This window comes from Algoriphagus sp. AK58 (genome assembly GCF_014324365.1).
In the GTDB taxonomy this organism is placed as follows: domain Bacteria; phylum Bacteroidota; class Bacteroidia; order Cytophagales; family Cyclobacteriaceae; genus Algoriphagus.
Genome location: NZ_QEIG01000010.1, coordinates 107,796 through 121,897 on the forward strand (window position 1 = coordinate 107,796; position 14,102 = coordinate 121,897).

At 41.2% G+C, this 14,102-nt stretch carries 10 protein-coding genes; 4 read left to right on the plus strand and 6 right to left on the minus strand.

Annotation, left to right across the window (positions count from 1 at the left end; translation table 11 throughout):
- Positions 1-206: 206 nt before the first annotated feature.
- Together DDT91_RS11285 and DDT91_RS11290 are read right to left on the minus strand one after the other, a co-directional pair.
- On the minus strand, positions 207-1,334 hold the full coding sequence (locus DDT91_RS11285; RefSeq protein ID WP_187176289.1) for an AraC family transcriptional regulator: 1,128 nt from the start codon (positions 1,332-1,334) through the stop codon (positions 207-209).
- A gap of 174 nt (positions 1,335-1,508) precedes the next feature.
- Positions 1,509-3,068, minus strand: coding sequence for an arylsulfatase (locus DDT91_RS11290; RefSeq protein WP_255502086.1), 1,560 nt, complete (start codon positions 3,066-3,068; stop codon positions 1,509-1,511).
- A gap of 338 nt (positions 3,069-3,406) precedes the next feature.
- On the opposite strand from DDT91_RS11290, the gene DDT91_RS11295 reads away from it, so the two are divergent.
- Complete coding sequence (locus tag DDT91_RS11295) at positions 3,407-4,810, plus strand: sugar porter family MFS transporter (RefSeq protein WP_187176290.1); 1,404 nt, start codon at positions 3,407-3,409, stop codon at positions 4,808-4,810.
- Between the two features lie 135 nt (positions 4,811-4,945).
- Here the strand turns inward: DDT91_RS11295 and DDT91_RS11300 are convergent, their stop codons facing one another.
- From DDT91_RS11300 to DDT91_RS11310, 3 genes are read right to left on the minus strand one after another with little or no spacing between them, the layout of a single operon-like run.
- Positions 4,946-5,521, minus strand: a complete 576-nt coding sequence (locus DDT91_RS11300) for a phosphatase PAP2 family protein (RefSeq protein WP_187176291.1) — start codon at positions 5,519-5,521, stop codon at positions 4,946-4,948.
- The gene (gene hemF, locus DDT91_RS11305; RefSeq protein WP_187176292.1) at positions 5,518-6,429 is read right to left on the minus strand and encodes an oxygen-dependent coproporphyrinogen oxidase; all 912 of its coding nucleotides are present in this window, start codon (positions 6,427-6,429) and stop codon (positions 5,518-5,520) included. Before hemF ends, DDT91_RS11300 begins: the two co-directional genes overlap by 4 nt.
- Before the next feature lie 12 nt (positions 6,430-6,441).
- A complete protein-coding gene (locus DDT91_RS11310) occupies positions 6,442-8,811 on the minus strand; it encodes a BamA/TamA family outer membrane protein (protein ID WP_255502088.1) in 2,370 nt (789 codons plus the stop codon).
- A 163-nt stretch (positions 8,812-8,974) separates the two neighbouring features.
- Here DDT91_RS11310 and DDT91_RS11315 point away from each other — a divergent pair, with 163 nt between their 5' ends.
- From DDT91_RS11315 to DDT91_RS11325, 3 genes are all read left to right on the plus strand, one after another.
- Complete coding sequence (locus tag DDT91_RS11315; protein WP_370539316.1) at positions 8,975-9,628, plus strand: RNA methyltransferase; 654 nt, start codon at positions 8,975-8,977, stop codon at positions 9,626-9,628.
- Positions 9,625-10,620: a bile acid:sodium symporter family protein gene (locus DDT91_RS11320; RefSeq protein WP_187176295.1), complete on the plus strand. Its 996-nt coding sequence runs from the start codon at positions 9,625-9,627 to the stop codon at positions 10,618-10,620. Before DDT91_RS11315 ends, DDT91_RS11320 begins: the two co-directional genes overlap by 4 nt.
- A 104-nt stretch (positions 10,621-10,724) precedes the next feature.
- Positions 10,725-11,354, plus strand: a complete 630-nt coding sequence (locus DDT91_RS11325) for a hypothetical protein (RefSeq protein WP_187176296.1) — start codon at positions 10,725-10,727, stop codon at positions 11,352-11,354.
- 41 nt (positions 11,355-11,395) lie between these two features.
- Here DDT91_RS11325 and DDT91_RS11330 read toward each other — a convergent pair whose 3' ends face one another.
- Positions 11,396-13,546: a mechanosensitive ion channel domain-containing protein gene (locus DDT91_RS11330; protein WP_187176297.1), complete on the minus strand. Its 2,151-nt coding sequence runs from the start codon at positions 13,544-13,546 to the stop codon at positions 11,396-11,398.
- Positions 13,547-14,102 lie beyond the last annotated feature (556 nt).

The window sequence follows — 14,102 nt, forward strand, 5'->3', positions numbered from 1 at the left end:
GAAAATCCGGCTTTTTTGTGAATTGTAAGAAAAGGTTCTATCGAATAAAAACCCTTATTCCACAAATTCAGATACTGAATAAGAAAACGGTCTCAATGAAAGAATTTGACTAAGATCCTGTAGTCGGAATTTCATTCAGATCTTGAAATCAAGCAAAACTAGTAAAGCTTACCTCTTAAGAAAGTAAACTTGCAAGATTCACTTTTTTAGGTGAGTGAACTTCGGGATTTTTGATATTGAGAAGGCGTCATGCCTTTAAATTTTTTGAATGCTCCAGAAAAGGAATTGCGGTTGCTGAATCCGCAGACATCTGCCAACCCTTCCAAAGTCAAGTGTTTTAATTTTCCTGAATCCATCAAAAAGCAGCATTCTTCGATTCGATGTTGATTAATGAGATCCGAAAAATTGGTTTGAAGGATTCGGTTGATAAAAAGGGTAAGTAAGTAGGCAGGAATCTGAGTATCTTTTGCCAGGTCGTTTATAGAATATCCTTTTTGAAGATGCTTTTTCTCTTTGGCAAGAATCAGATTCAATTGCTCTTGAATATGAAGCTCTTTTTCCGAATTAAGCACATCTGATATTTCTGGTTTTGTTTTTTCTTTTTGAGTGGCTAGAATGAACTCAAATTCATTGATCCCATACAAAACTTTTGGAAAAAAAAAGATGGCAATCCCGCTGCTCAAAATAACAATGGCGCCCGTCAGATGAATCAGATCATACCCTACAGATAAATCAACAAATCGGGCCAAAATGACAAAGGGCAAAAATAAAATCAGTTCGGAATAGACGTAGATTTTCATCCAGGTGACCCATTCCTTCCCAAAAGTCTGACTCAAATCTGCGTACCTTTTGCCGTACTGGTAAAGAATTCGGATGGAGAAGAACCAATAAATGAAAATCAAAAAAGTCCGGGCCAGGGTGTAAAAATTGGAAGGGAAGAACCGGCTTTGATTGAAATACACAAAAACTACGGGGTCCTCGATTTCAGATTGAATCAACTGTCTTTTTTCCTCAACTGAAGTCAGAAAAAGGACAGGGGAAAAATCCGCCAGATACACCAGGGCCGGAAGGAAATGATAAAAATCGCGGATCGAAATTTTGCGGTTTTCTACTACTTGCCGGATATACAAAAAGGCCAACGGGGCAAATAACAAGGCAGCAATATTTCCAGTCCGGTAGAGATGGGGGAGTTGGATATGATATCCGGAATCGATCAAAAAGGCCAGAAATACGGCATAGGTTAAAAATAGAAAAGAAAGTCCTATCAAAATGTTGGCTTTTTGCTTTTGGAAACCATAGAAAACCAAAAGGATTCCAATTAAAAATCCGATCAAGTTTGAGCCTAAATAAATGAGGTCTTTCCAACCAAGTACCAATTCCATCGTGCCTAAAAATATCCTTTAAATCTACCAAACTTTTTAAGCGGCCAATAGAGGACTTCGAAAAAAGAAAATAATTGGAGAAAAGACTGAGCAATTCTTGAGAATTGCTCAGTCAATTTTTGGATTTCAACGGCTTCCACCGGAGTTCTTGAGCATTTCTTCAATTTTGCTCAAATTGAAGGAACCTGCTGTCTGTGACGGGGGATAATCTTTCATGGTTATCAAAAATTTAGCTGCAAGCCCCTGAATCGGAACAATCACAAAAGGCCGATCCAAAAACCAATCATTGTACGTATTAGAGTTGTGTTGGGCTTTCTCAAATGGATCCCTTCTCAAATTGAAAAGTAATGGAGCTCTTAACTCTACAAAAGGTTCTCTCCATACCCCAAAAGCCTCGCCACGGTTTTCCAAAAAGACCACTTTCCAGTCCATGTATCGGGCCGCTACCACCTGGCCATCGTCATTTACATACCAAAACTCCTTTCTAGGCGATTCTTCGCTTTTACCGGTCAGGTAATCCAGTTGGTTGTATCCATCTATGTGGTTTCTGTAATTACGGCCATTAATTGTGGTTCCTTTCAGCAATCTTTCTTTTACATTGACATCACCTGCGATGGCTGCAAAAGTGGGAAGCCAGTCTTCATGAGACACGATCCCATTGAGAGTAATTCCAGAGGGAAACTTACCTGGCCATCTGACAAACGTAGGCACCCTGTAGGCACCTTCCCAGTTTGAGTTTTTCTCAGATCTAAAAGGAGTAGTACCTGCATCCGGCCATGTGTTGTAATGTGGGCCGTTGTCGGTCGAGTACATTACGACTGTATTGTCAGCGATGCCAAGCTCGTCTAGTAAATCTAATAGTTGACCTACGTGCATGTCATGCTCCACCATTCCGTCACTGTATTCATCCTGCCCAGAGATTCCTGTAAGTTCTTCTTTGACATGAGTACGGAAGTGCATTCGAGTCCCGTTCCACCAGGTAAAAAAAGGCTTACCTTCTTTCACGTGACGTCTGATGAATTCTTTGGCGGCTTCCACCGTCTCGTCATCGATAGTTTCCATTCGTTTTTTGGTTAAGGGGCCAAGCTCTTCGATGGTTTGCCCGCCTTTGCCGTCTGATTTGGTATGTAGTATTCCTCTCGGTTTGAATGTCTCATAAAAGGTTCTTCCGTCTGCCAAAACAAGATCTTTTGGATAATCTCTGTTTTCGGGTTCCTCTTCTGCATTGAGGTGATACAAGCTTCCCATGAATTCGTCAAAGCCATGCATGGTAGGTAAATGCTCGTCCCGGTCTCCCTGATGGTTTTTGCCAAACTGACCGGTAGCATACCCCTGAGCTTTGAGTATGGAAGCCATGGTTACATCGGTTTTTTGCCATCCTTCTTTAGCTCCCGGAAGTCCCACCTTTGTCATTCCGGACCTTACAGGTACCGAACCGCTGATAAAGGCAGCACGCCCTGCGGTACAGGATTGCTGGGCATAGTAATCTGTGAAAGCAATACCTTCTCTTGCAATTCTGTCAATATTGGGGGTTCGATAACCCATCATACCCCGGTTATTGTGGCTGATATTCCAAGTGCCGATGTCATCTCCCCAGATGACTAGAATGTTTGGTTTCTTTTGTTGGCTAAAGCCTGAAGCAACCATTGCCAGAACTAGTCCAGCAGATAGCAGGATTTTTTTCATAAATGTGGATTGATAATTTGAGACAAAGAGCTGATGTTGAATGCCTAAACAATTTCAGCCTAAGTTGGAAAGGTAAAAAAAACAAGCAATGTACTTCAGGATGGTGATAAGCTAGCTAAGTCATATTTGCCAAATAAGAACCAAACTTTGCAAACTTGATTGGCAGAGCACTCTAATGAGTGGAATTTTATGCTTAATGAGAGTTCTTTTGAATAGGCTTTGATAATAAGAAACCCTAATAATAAATCTTCGCAACTGGTTTAAAGATTCAACAGGATAGGAACTTTCATATTTTCCGGTATTTTTTAGACTTCAATCATCCTTAATCCAAATAACCTATGGCTCAACCCTATACGTACAACCAAACTTATATCTGGCTGATTAGCCTTACCGCTGCGTTGGGCGGGTTTTTATTTGGGTATGATTGGGTAGTGATAGGAGGGGCAAAGCCTTTTTATGAACCTTTCTTTGGGGTGACTTCCGTGAAGGACCAAGGTTGGGGCACCAGTTCGGCTTTGGTGGGTTGTATGATTGGTGCTGCTCTTTGTATTCTGATCAGTGATCGACTGGGGAGAAAAAGGTTGTTGATTTTTTCCGGCTTTTTGTTTTCCGTTTCTGCTATCGGAACTGCCTTGGCGATGACTTTTTGGGCGTTCAATTTTTACCGAATCGTAGGAGGAGTAGCCATGGGGATCGCATTGAACCTATCTCCTCTCTACATATCAGAATTGGCGCCCGCAGAGAAAAGAGGGAGGTTGGTAACAATCAACCAATTGTTGATCATGTTTGGGGTATTGCTGGCTCAGGTGGCCAATTGGCAGATTTCCTTGTTGGATACGCAACTATCTGATCAGGCAGGATTTGAGGAGATCGCTCAAAGCTGGAATGGCCAAATGGGCTGGAGGTGGATGTTTGGAGCTGAATTGATACCCGCAGGATTGTTTTTTGCCTTAATGTTTTTCGTTCCCGAAAGTACCCGCTGGTTGATCAAGAACAATCAGACCGAAGAGGCAAAAAGGATTTTGACCAAAATAGGAGGCCAGAAATATGCTCTTGACAGTATTCAGGCGACCCATTCCACCCTGTCAGAGGGGGACTTGGGCCAAGTCAATTTGAAAGACTTATTTCAGAAAAATGTACTCAAACTTTTGGGTATCGGGATTTTTCTCGCCTTTCTCCAGCAATGGTCTGGCATCAATGTGGTAATCTACTATGCGGCAGATATTTTTCAGGCTGCGGGATACAATCTCAAGCAAATGATGCTCAATATCGTGGTAGTAGGAGGGGTAATGGTTCTATCGGTATTTGTCACCTTGGCTACTGTAGATCGGTATGGGAGAAAAAGTCTCTTGCTTCTCTGCTTGGCAGCAATGACCTTACTTTATGCTGGGATTGGGTATTCTTTTTTTGCTGATCAGGGAGGTACCTTGGTCGTGATCTTGGTTTTGGCCAATGTGATGTTTTATTCCATTTCATTGGCCCCTCTGCTTTGGGTGATCCTGGCCGAAATTTTCCCTACGAGAGTCAGAGGAGCCGCTATTTCGGTGGGTGCATTGGCGCATTGGGTGGGTAATTTCACCCTGACTTATTTTTTTCCCGCCATCAAGGAAAATCTGGGTTGGGCCAATAATTTCTGGCTGTATGGAGCTATTTGTGCATTTGGATTTCTGGTTATCTGGAAAGTATTACCGGAAACCAAAGGAAAATCTCTGGAGGAACTGGAAAAAGAACTTGGGGTGTAAACTGGGATTTAAGACGCCATTTAGTGAAAAATAGCCCCTTGGTTTTTTCAATTGAATGAATAATTGAGATGGGATTACCGATCATCGGCATTTAAAGAATCCAAAAAGATTTTGATAAGGGGCTTTTCACCCTTCTTATTTTGAAATTTGTTTGACGAATTCTCTTTGGACAAATGAAATGAAAACCAAAGAAACCCAAGCGGCAAGGGTCCCCATGATCGCTCCCAGGAAAATATCCCAAGGATAATGAACCCCGAGATAAATCCGCGTGTAGCTAACTACCAAAGCATACAGAAAAAGCCAAGGAAGGCCTTTTAGCTTTCCTTTCATTTTAAGATTTAAAAATACAGCCAGTCCAAATGTGTTGGCTGCATGGGAGGAAACAAACCCATAAAGCCCGCCGCATCGACCGTAATTGTGAATAACTTCTTCCCATCGGGGATCGTGGCAAGGTCTTAATCTCTCGAAAAAGGGTTTCATCAATCCGGAAGTCACTTGGTCTGCAATCAGAATGGTGAGCATTACGCCTCCAAAAACCCACCAGCTGTTTTTGGGGTCGTAGCGGTAGATTTTGTAGATCAAAAAGAGATAAAGAGGAATCCAAGTGACCGTTTCGGTCATTTGGAAAATTATCGGATCCAGAAAATCTGAATGAAAGGAGTTTAACCAAAGGAACAGCTCCTCATCTATTTTTTTGACGGTTTCGATCATCCTTGGTAAGATATCCAATCTATTCCTTTTTTAAGATGCTGCAGAGTAAATTCCTCCGGACTTCCAGGCTGAGGATGATGCATATACTCCCATTCTGCATGGGGTGGCATACTCATAAGGATACTTTCGGTTCTTCCATTGGTGTCTAACCCAAATTTGGTTCCCGCATCCCACACCAGGTTGAATTCCACATATCTTCCTCTTCGTAGGTTTTGCCAAGCTTTTTGCTCTGGTCCAAAGGGGAGCTTGGAGTTTTTCTGCATGAAATGGGTATAGATTTCCGGGAAAAGTCTTCCCAAAGCAAGGCTGAAATCCAAGATTTCCTGAAAATGAGTGTCAGATTTGGCACTTAGCCTATCGTAAAAAATTCCTCCAATTCCCCGGGTTTCATCTCGGTGTTTAAGATAGAAGTAATCATCCGCCCAGATTTTAAATTTTGGATAATAATCCAAATCAAAGGTATCGCAGGTTTTTTTTAGCCTTTGGTGAAAATAAGTCGCATCCTCAGGCACGATGTAATGTGGAGTAAGATCAATTCCTCCTCCAAACCAATGCACACCATTTTCCATTTCAAAATACCGGATGTTCATATGAATAATGGGGACCATCGGACTGAAAGGGTGAAGTACAATCGAAACCCCTGTGGCAAAAAAGTCAGCCTGTTCTAGGCCTAACTTGGCCAAAATTTTTTCCGGTGTGGGTCCGTGTACCGCCGAAAACGCAACACCTCCCTTTTCAATAATGGCTCCATTTTGGAAAATACGAGTTCGTCCACCTCCGCCTCCAGCTCTTTCCCAAGCGTCTTCCATGAATTTTCCCTGACCATCACCTTGTTCCAAGCCCCTACAGATATAATCCTGCATATCCTGGTAGATCAAGGCTATTTCTTCTTTTGTTTTTCTGCTCATTATGCTAATTCCTCAGAAGGGATAACCAATCCCAAAGTTAAACACGGTTTGTCCCTTTTTGCCAAAAGGCTGCTGAAAGCTGATATTGTCAAGTACCCACCTGCTTCCCTCTGGCATAGCAGGATCAATAGCCTTTGTGGCAAGGTCCAATCTAATCACCAAGAAGTCAAAGTCCATTCGCAACCCCCAACCTGCGCCTACGGCGATTTCCTTATAAAACCGATCATATCTGAAATCCGCTCCGGGGCGGGCATCATCTCTCCCGATCATCCAAGAGTTACCGGCATCGATAAACAATGCCATATCGAAGTAACCAAATAGTTTCCGACGGTATTCCAGCATACTCTCCAAGATCATTTCTGCCGGCTGTTCGGTGGTGTAATCGTATTGTCCACCCTCTCCACTGATAGGAATGGAGCTTCCCGGTCCGAGTCGTCTTGCCTGCCAGGCACGAATACTGGTGCCTCCCCCTGCAAAAAAGTATTTTTCATAGGGCAAAATGCCAGCACTGACCCCATAAGGTTGGGCAATGCCAAAATTCAGGCGATAGGCAAAAGTCTGTTTATCATTCAAGGGGTAATATCTCCTAAAGTCGGCTTGTGCTTTGAGCCATTGAAAATTTGCATATTCTATCCCCGGTTCGTCATTACTCCTGACATCGAAAAAGTTTAGGGTTGTCCCTCCACTTTCTCCAAAAAGCCGCAATAAAGATGCTTTTCGGGTATTGAAATCCCCATACCTATTAAAATTAATGATGGTTTGTCCCGAAAAACTACTGACGAAAGATGGCAAAAAAGACCAGATCAGATTGTTTCCCTCAGATTGAAGGTCTTGCAGAATTGTCAGAAATTCATCCTGAATAAAGGGGGTACGGATATAGCTGATGTCAGCAGCATTGATGGTAAAAGTTTGTCGGTTGTTTTGGGTGGACCAAGTATATGCCAGTAAACCATTGACAGCATTTCTTTTATATTCAGGGCGATTGGTAAAAAGATAACCAAACTGGACACGGGTGTTAGGATTGTATTTCCCATATCTCTGGAGAGAACCAGGAGAAAAAGGAAGCAAGAATCTGGGGAAAATCACAGATACTGAAGTATTTACCTCACTGCTTTGATAGACTCCCTGGCCAGTAGCAGAGGCCACCCCTTCCAGACCTGCACGAAAGTTGAATTCTAAAATTTCCCCTGCCCTAAAGAAATTGCGGTTTCGTAGAGCAGTACTGAAAAAAGGCCCCGGCAACTGTTCTGTGATGGTCATCCCCAGCTGATTGGTGAGTTGGTATTTTTGGTTGGGCTGAGTAAAAATGTTGGCTGTCAGAGAGGTGCCTAATGTGTCAAAAGTAATATTCACAAAACGGAACAAGTCCAGGTTATTCAATAAGCGTTGAGTTTCTATCGCCTTGGTTCTACTGTATGAACTGCCTTCCTGAAGCTGAATCCTAGAAGCTAAAATTTTGGCAGAATAACGGTCTTGATAAAAGGAAAAGTCTATTCCATGATACCTGGACTGAATTCTCCGGTCGGCATATTCATCATTGGGAGGATTGATCCGAAAAGTGATCGAGTCGATGGTGTATACTTCATGCTTTTCAGAAAAAGTGGGTTTTTGAATGACCTGTTCTAATCTGATGGTTTTTGCAGAGGTGTCCTGGTAGGCTATGTAATTGATGTAAGATTTTGAAAACATAAAGAACCCGTTGTTCTTCAACACTTCCTCGATCCGGTTTCTCTCAGCTCCAATGTTATCTTGGTTGTATGTTTCCCCTTGTTTGATCAGCGAGTTTCGAGAGGTTTGTTCTAAAAATTTAAGAATTTCGGTATTATCAGATCTTGTAAAAACAGAATCCAGAATGTAAGGACTGTTTTCGGTGATTAAATATTGGATAAAGGCTTTCTTTTTTTGGGTTTCTACCGCATAATCTACCTCCGCATCAAAAAAACCATGATTAATCAGATATCCCTTTAAGTTCCTGTAAGTCTTATCCGTGAGTGTACTGTCCAAAATTACGACGGGGTTGCCGGTTCTCATGACCGCATTTCCAAACTTGAGTTTTTTCTCAAGTCCGGAAATTTTGGATTCCAGTTTTTCTTCTTTTTTCCTGAGTTTTCGGTCTTGGGGAAGTGAATCTCTCCTGGCTTCTATATCAGCCAGTACCGTTTTTGTATAAGCTAGCTTATCGGCTACTTTGGCACTGTCGTAAAAATTAGAGCCAAATCTATATATCAAAACCCCCAAAGAAGTTCCCAAAAACCGAGTATTAGGCTCTTGTTCTATCAATTTCGAAAGCTCTTCCAGGTCTGACTTTTGGACTCCTTTTAGTTCGTTTTCATAAACAATGTATTGGCCTTCCTCAAGGTTTTTGGTCAAAGAGCAACTCAAGCAGAACCAGAGTAGAGCAATAAAAAGTATATATTTGGTGGATTTCAAATTGGAATAAGCTGAGGGAATGCTAAGCAAAAATACAGTTAAGTTTATAAAATCCTTACATCAAAAAAAATACCGAATCGAGTCTGGAAAGTTCTTTGTTGAGGGGGGAAAAAGCGTGACAGAAGTGCTCCATTCTGATTTTTTGGTGGAAACTGTTTTTGCCACAGAAGAATTTAAGACCCGAAACAGTGACCTTTTAAGAGCTTTCAAGGGAGAAGTTTTCACGGCAACTCCAAATCAATTGGAAGGTCTTGGACAGTACCAGAGCAATGAAAGTGCCCTTGCTATAGTCCAAATGAAAGAAAATACCTCCTTTGATCTTAGCTCAGGAGAATTTGCAATTGCTTTGGATAATGTGAGAGATCCCGGTAACCTGGGTACGATCATCAGGATTGCTGACTGGTATGGAATACGAAAGTTGGTTTTTTCACCCCAGACTGCAGAATTTTACAATCCCAAAGTGATTCAATCCAGTATGGGATCCTTTACCCGTGTTCGTTTTTTTTATGAAGACTTGACCATGGTTTTCTCCAAATGGAATCGGCCGGTTTATGGAGCCTTTTTGAAGGGAGAAAATCTTCATCAGATCACACAGATCGAACCCGGAATAATACTTATGGGTAACGAATCAAATGGAATTTCGGCCGGGCTGGAAAAATGGATCACCCGTAGAATCACCATCCCTGGATTCGGAAATGCAGAATCCCTTAATGTTGCAATCGCCACAGCAATTATTTGTGACAACTTAAAGCGCCTCCAAACCCCATGAGTTTCCGACTAGTCAGAACGCTGGAAAAAGTAGGTATCAATGGATTTTTGTTAGGTCTTTTTATCGCAATTTTTCTCGGATATACGTTTCCTTCAGCAGGTTCTTCAGAATCGCCATTTCCTTGGAAACCTATCATAAATGTTGGAATTGCCTTGGTCTTTTTCTTTTATGGCGTAAAACTAGACCCCGTTCAGATCAGAACCGGATTGAAAAATTGGAAACTGCATTTACTTATTCAGGCTTCCACTTTTTTGCTTTTTCCATTGTTGGTTTTAATGCTTCTAAGCTTAGCTCCGTGGATTGAGGAAGAATTTCTATTGGGTATCAGCTATTTGTCCGCTTTGCCTTCTACGGTAAGTGCCTCTGTGGTGATGGTTTCGATCGCGGGGGGCAATTTGCCTGCTGCGATTTTTAATGCCAGTATTTCCAGCCTTTTTGGAGTAATGATTACGCCAGCATGGATGGGATTCTTGGCAGGTACCACAGGCGCAGAGATTGATTTTTTGCCAACATTGGGCGAACTTTCTTTGAAGGTGGTGATGCCTGTTGTCCTTGGGGTTTTATTACATGGAACCCTCTTCCCAAAGCTGAAAAACCACTTTGCAAAGTTGAAATATGTGGATCAGACTGTGATTATGATGATCGTATTTACCTCCTTTGCCCAATCTTTTTCCCAAAAAGTATTTTCCCCTTATGAATTCCTAACCCTCTTAAAAGTTGCCGGGATCATGCTTGGAATTTTGGTTCTTGCCTCTGGGATCATTTGGTTGACCACTGCTTTTTTCCAGTTTGAGGTTAGAGATAGAATTACGGCCCTGTTTAGCGGTTCAACCAAATCCCTGGTACATGGGGTAGTCATTGGTAAGGTGATTTTCCCGGATCCTGCCGTGCTTGGTTTGGTGCTATTGCCGGTGATGCTTTATCATATTCAGCAATTGATTTTGGGAAGTATGTTGGCGGGATATTTTGGAAGGGTTAAGACTTTAAGTTGACGGTAGTAGTCCAATTTATTCTTTTGATTTTTTTGCTATTCCTACATCAGGCTCTTTTCTTAACTTCACTGGAATAATTTTTCTTTTTTCTAAATCAAACCAGCATGAAAATCTTCTTTCCCCTTTTTGCCTTGATGTGTTTTATTTGGGCATGTGGCTCCAAATCTCCCAATGATTTGGAGATGGTGAATGAAACACCTGATTCTCTAGTCATGGAAAAAGTCGATTTTGATCCAGATCCTACCGATCAAATTCCTGGGGACAAATACCTGATTAATGCTTCTTCGGAAGCGACAGCTGTGATGGTAGCAGAGCGATTGAAGCAACTTTACTCGGAGGATTTAAGAATAGGAATTGTAGATTCTCTAAGCAGGAAATTCATTTTTTTTGAGTTCGATCTAAATGGAGACAACAGCATGGAAATTTTGGTAGGACTTACAGGCCCATTTTTTTGTGGTTCCGGAGGTTGTACTCAATATATTTTGAATGACCAGGGAGAGGTGATTTCCAAATTTACGGTGTCTGACTACCCGGTAGTGATTTCAGATGATTTGACGAATGGATTTAGAGACCTTTTTATTTTAAGTGGAGGAGAATATCGGGTGGTGAAGTTTGACGGCAAAACCTATCCGATGAATCCATCGGTATTACCCAAGTTGGGAATTCTTCCAGGTGACGGATTACCGAGGGCACTTGATTTTATTAACGACAATTATCCCTGGTTTAGGTTCTGAGAAGCGTTCCTTTCTTAAGTTGTATTTCGAAAATCCACTTTTCATTTGGACTTCACATGCAAATCCAATTGAGGGAAAGGAATTTGAATTCCGTTTTGTTTGAACAATTCATTGGCTTTGCTGATAAGATCACCTTTGACATAGGGATAGTCAAAGTAGGTATTGACCCAAAAAGTCACCTCAATGTCAATACTACTATCGGTAAACTCTACTGGAACTACTCTTGGAGATGGATTCGTTCTTATCCTCGAATCTTCTGCAATGATTTCCCTTAGGAGCCGGACGGCTATTTGCAGATCTGTACCGTAAGCCACCCCTATGATGGCACTTAGTTTTCGCCCTTTTCCCGTGGTCCAGTTAATCAATTGTTTGCTGATCAGATCTCCATTTGGGATGACAACGCTGGGTCCTTCAAACATGCTGACTACGCTGCTTCGAAATCCGATTGATTTCATGATTCCCGGTTTTCCGTCTATTTCGATCAAATCCCCCACTTTCACAGTCTTTTCAAATGCGAGAATCAATCCGCTGACTAGGTTATTGACCAATCCCTGAAGTCCAAGGCCAATGCCTACCGATAATGCCCCCAGAATGATGGTGATTTTGTCTAAAGGTATCCCTGATGCGGCAAAAGCCAGAAACAAACCCAATGAGATCACAAAGATCTGAACCAATAAAAGCCAGCTTCCAAAACTGATCCGCTTTCGCTTTTCCTGGGAATTACTGGTCTCGGGGTCTGCTGCAAAAATGGATAATAGTCTGGAAATCATGACTGAAACCAATAGAATGATCAAAAACACGAAAAGTCCGTTGATTGAAAATTCATAGGATCCGATCATTCGCTTTTCGTTTAGAAACTCATTGATAGACAATGAAATCTGGGAAAAGCTATAGAAATTTTTTCCTACCAAAACTACCCATCCAAAGATCAAGAAGGTGTAAAAAATTCCAGGAGCCCTGTTTCCAAGTCTGTCAAAATTGATAAAGAACAGTTCTTTTTCCTGATTGTGATAGATTTTGGTGGCAATGGACAGGCCTTGATTGATTAATCGGACTGTCCATAGAAGGAGGATACCCACCACAATTCCAATGTATCCTGCTACCAAAAACGATTTCGATAGATTGAATCTTCCGGCAAGGTTCAGGACCAGAGAAACCAATTCAAAAAATCCCATGAAATAAATAAAATAGACGATTCTCTTTTCTTTAAGCTGATCGGTTTTATTTTTGATAAATGTCGAGGCCAAAAACAAAATACCAATAAGAGAGAGCGCAATCAACAGGTATCTTTCCTCTGCGGTGGGCAACAAAATCAAATTTGCGATTCCTGAAAGAAGGAATATCAAGACAGTGAACACCCAGAAGAAAAACCAAAAGCTTTTTAGAAAATTCGAAAAAATCAGGGTAATGGAAATGGAAGCGAGAAACCAAATAAGCCAATAGAAAATAAAGGGTGGACTAGGGAAGAAAAATTGAAAACAACCGATTACAATAACAATTGAAGAAAGGAGTGGATGTATTAAAATCACTTTTCCATCTTCGTGAATATCCTGCTCATTCAGTAAACCAATTCGGTTTTTAAGAGTCTTGATGAAAATCCAGGAGATAAGAATCAAAAATGCCATCATCAGTAATCTAGTCTGATATAGCCTCAGGTAAAAAATGAGAGCAAGTTTTTCTTTGGTGTAGGAATAGGAGATTGCCTCTGAAAGGGGCCTTTGATGAAATTTAGAGCCTTGATCATCAGGGATTTCCTTTTCGAAAATTGATGCGTTAAGGTTTCTTCTTATCAATTCCAAGCTCTCAATTTGGGTATTTAGGTCAAAGACCATTTCATTAAGGGAAGTCTGGATACTGTCCAATTTTCCGCTATACTTCATTAGTGAATCTTCCACTGGTTTCATTTCTTTGGCTATTTCGACCAGAAGAAATGAATACTGTCGAGTCTGAAGTGAATCTGAAGGAAATAGGTAAAGATCTTTTTCGGCCGAAATCGAATCGATTCGGTATTGGGAAAGACGGAGAACTGAAGCGAATTCATCCACCTTCTTTTTTTCCTCTAACAATTCATCTAGCATTTCCTGAAAAATAGCCGCAGAGACAGTCAGGTTTCTTTCCGTTTGCAGCTCCAACGCATCTCCATAATAAATGCCCCGAAGGACTTTGGGAATCAACTCCTGAAATTCGGCCATTTTTGACTTTATTTCTTTGTACCCAATTCCAGTATTCAGAAGGGCCTTGACTCGAAAATTCTCATTCTTCAGCTCTGTAATCAGAGCGTGTTGTTTGAGATAGACTTTCCGGCTTTCAAATTTTTCCTGACTTTTGATATACTCTGACTCTCCCTCATTTTGGACCTTGCGGATAAATTCCGATTTGGAATTTGTATCAAGTGGGAGTGGTAGTTCGGCAGAATTCTGGGTGTTGAATTGAGTTAAATTTTGTACTTGGCCTCTCACCTCAATCATTACCAAAAGAGATACAACTGAAAGGAGGCAGACTGGTAAAAATCCTTTTTTTAGAGGCCTATAAATTTGATCAGCCCAAATTTTTTTACAGTTCATAAACCTCACGCATTGCTGGAATTTTTCTAAGCTAATTAAACAAGAAAATTTTATGAAAACTGATTTTAATAGAAAATTGAATTATGAAATTCTTTGAAAAAGGAATAAGCCAAAATAAATTCTTCAATTCACTATTTTCAATATATGATTGTTCGCAATTGCACCATTAGCCAAATACTCTTTG

Excerpts from the sequence above, each read along its gene's own strand:
- DDT91_RS11290 (WP_255502086.1), bottom strand. The coding sequence starts at position 3,068 with ATGAAAAAAATCCTGCTATCTGCTGGACTAGTTCTGGCAATGGTTGCT.
- DDT91_RS11295 (WP_187176290.1), top strand. The coding sequence starts at position 3,407 with ATGGCTCAACCCTATACGTACAACCAAACTTATATCTGGCTGATTAGC.
- DDT91_RS11300 (WP_187176291.1), bottom strand. The coding sequence starts at position 5,521 with ATGATCGAAACCGTCAAAAAAATAGATGAGGAGCTGTTCCTTTGGTTA.
- hemF (WP_187176292.1), bottom strand. The coding sequence starts at position 6,429 with ATGAGCAGAAAAACAAAAGAAGAAATAGCCTTGATCTACCAGGATATG.
- DDT91_RS11320 (WP_187176295.1), top strand. The coding sequence starts at position 9,625 with ATGAGTTTCCGACTAGTCAGAACGCTGGAAAAAGTAGGTATCAATGGA.
- DDT91_RS11325 (WP_187176296.1), top strand. The coding sequence starts at position 10,725 with ATGAAAATCTTCTTTCCCCTTTTTGCCTTGATGTGTTTTATTTGGGCA.
- DDT91_RS11330 (WP_187176297.1), bottom strand. The coding sequence starts at position 13,546 with ATGGCCGAATTTCAGGAGTTGATTCCCAAAGTCCTTCGGGGCATTTAT.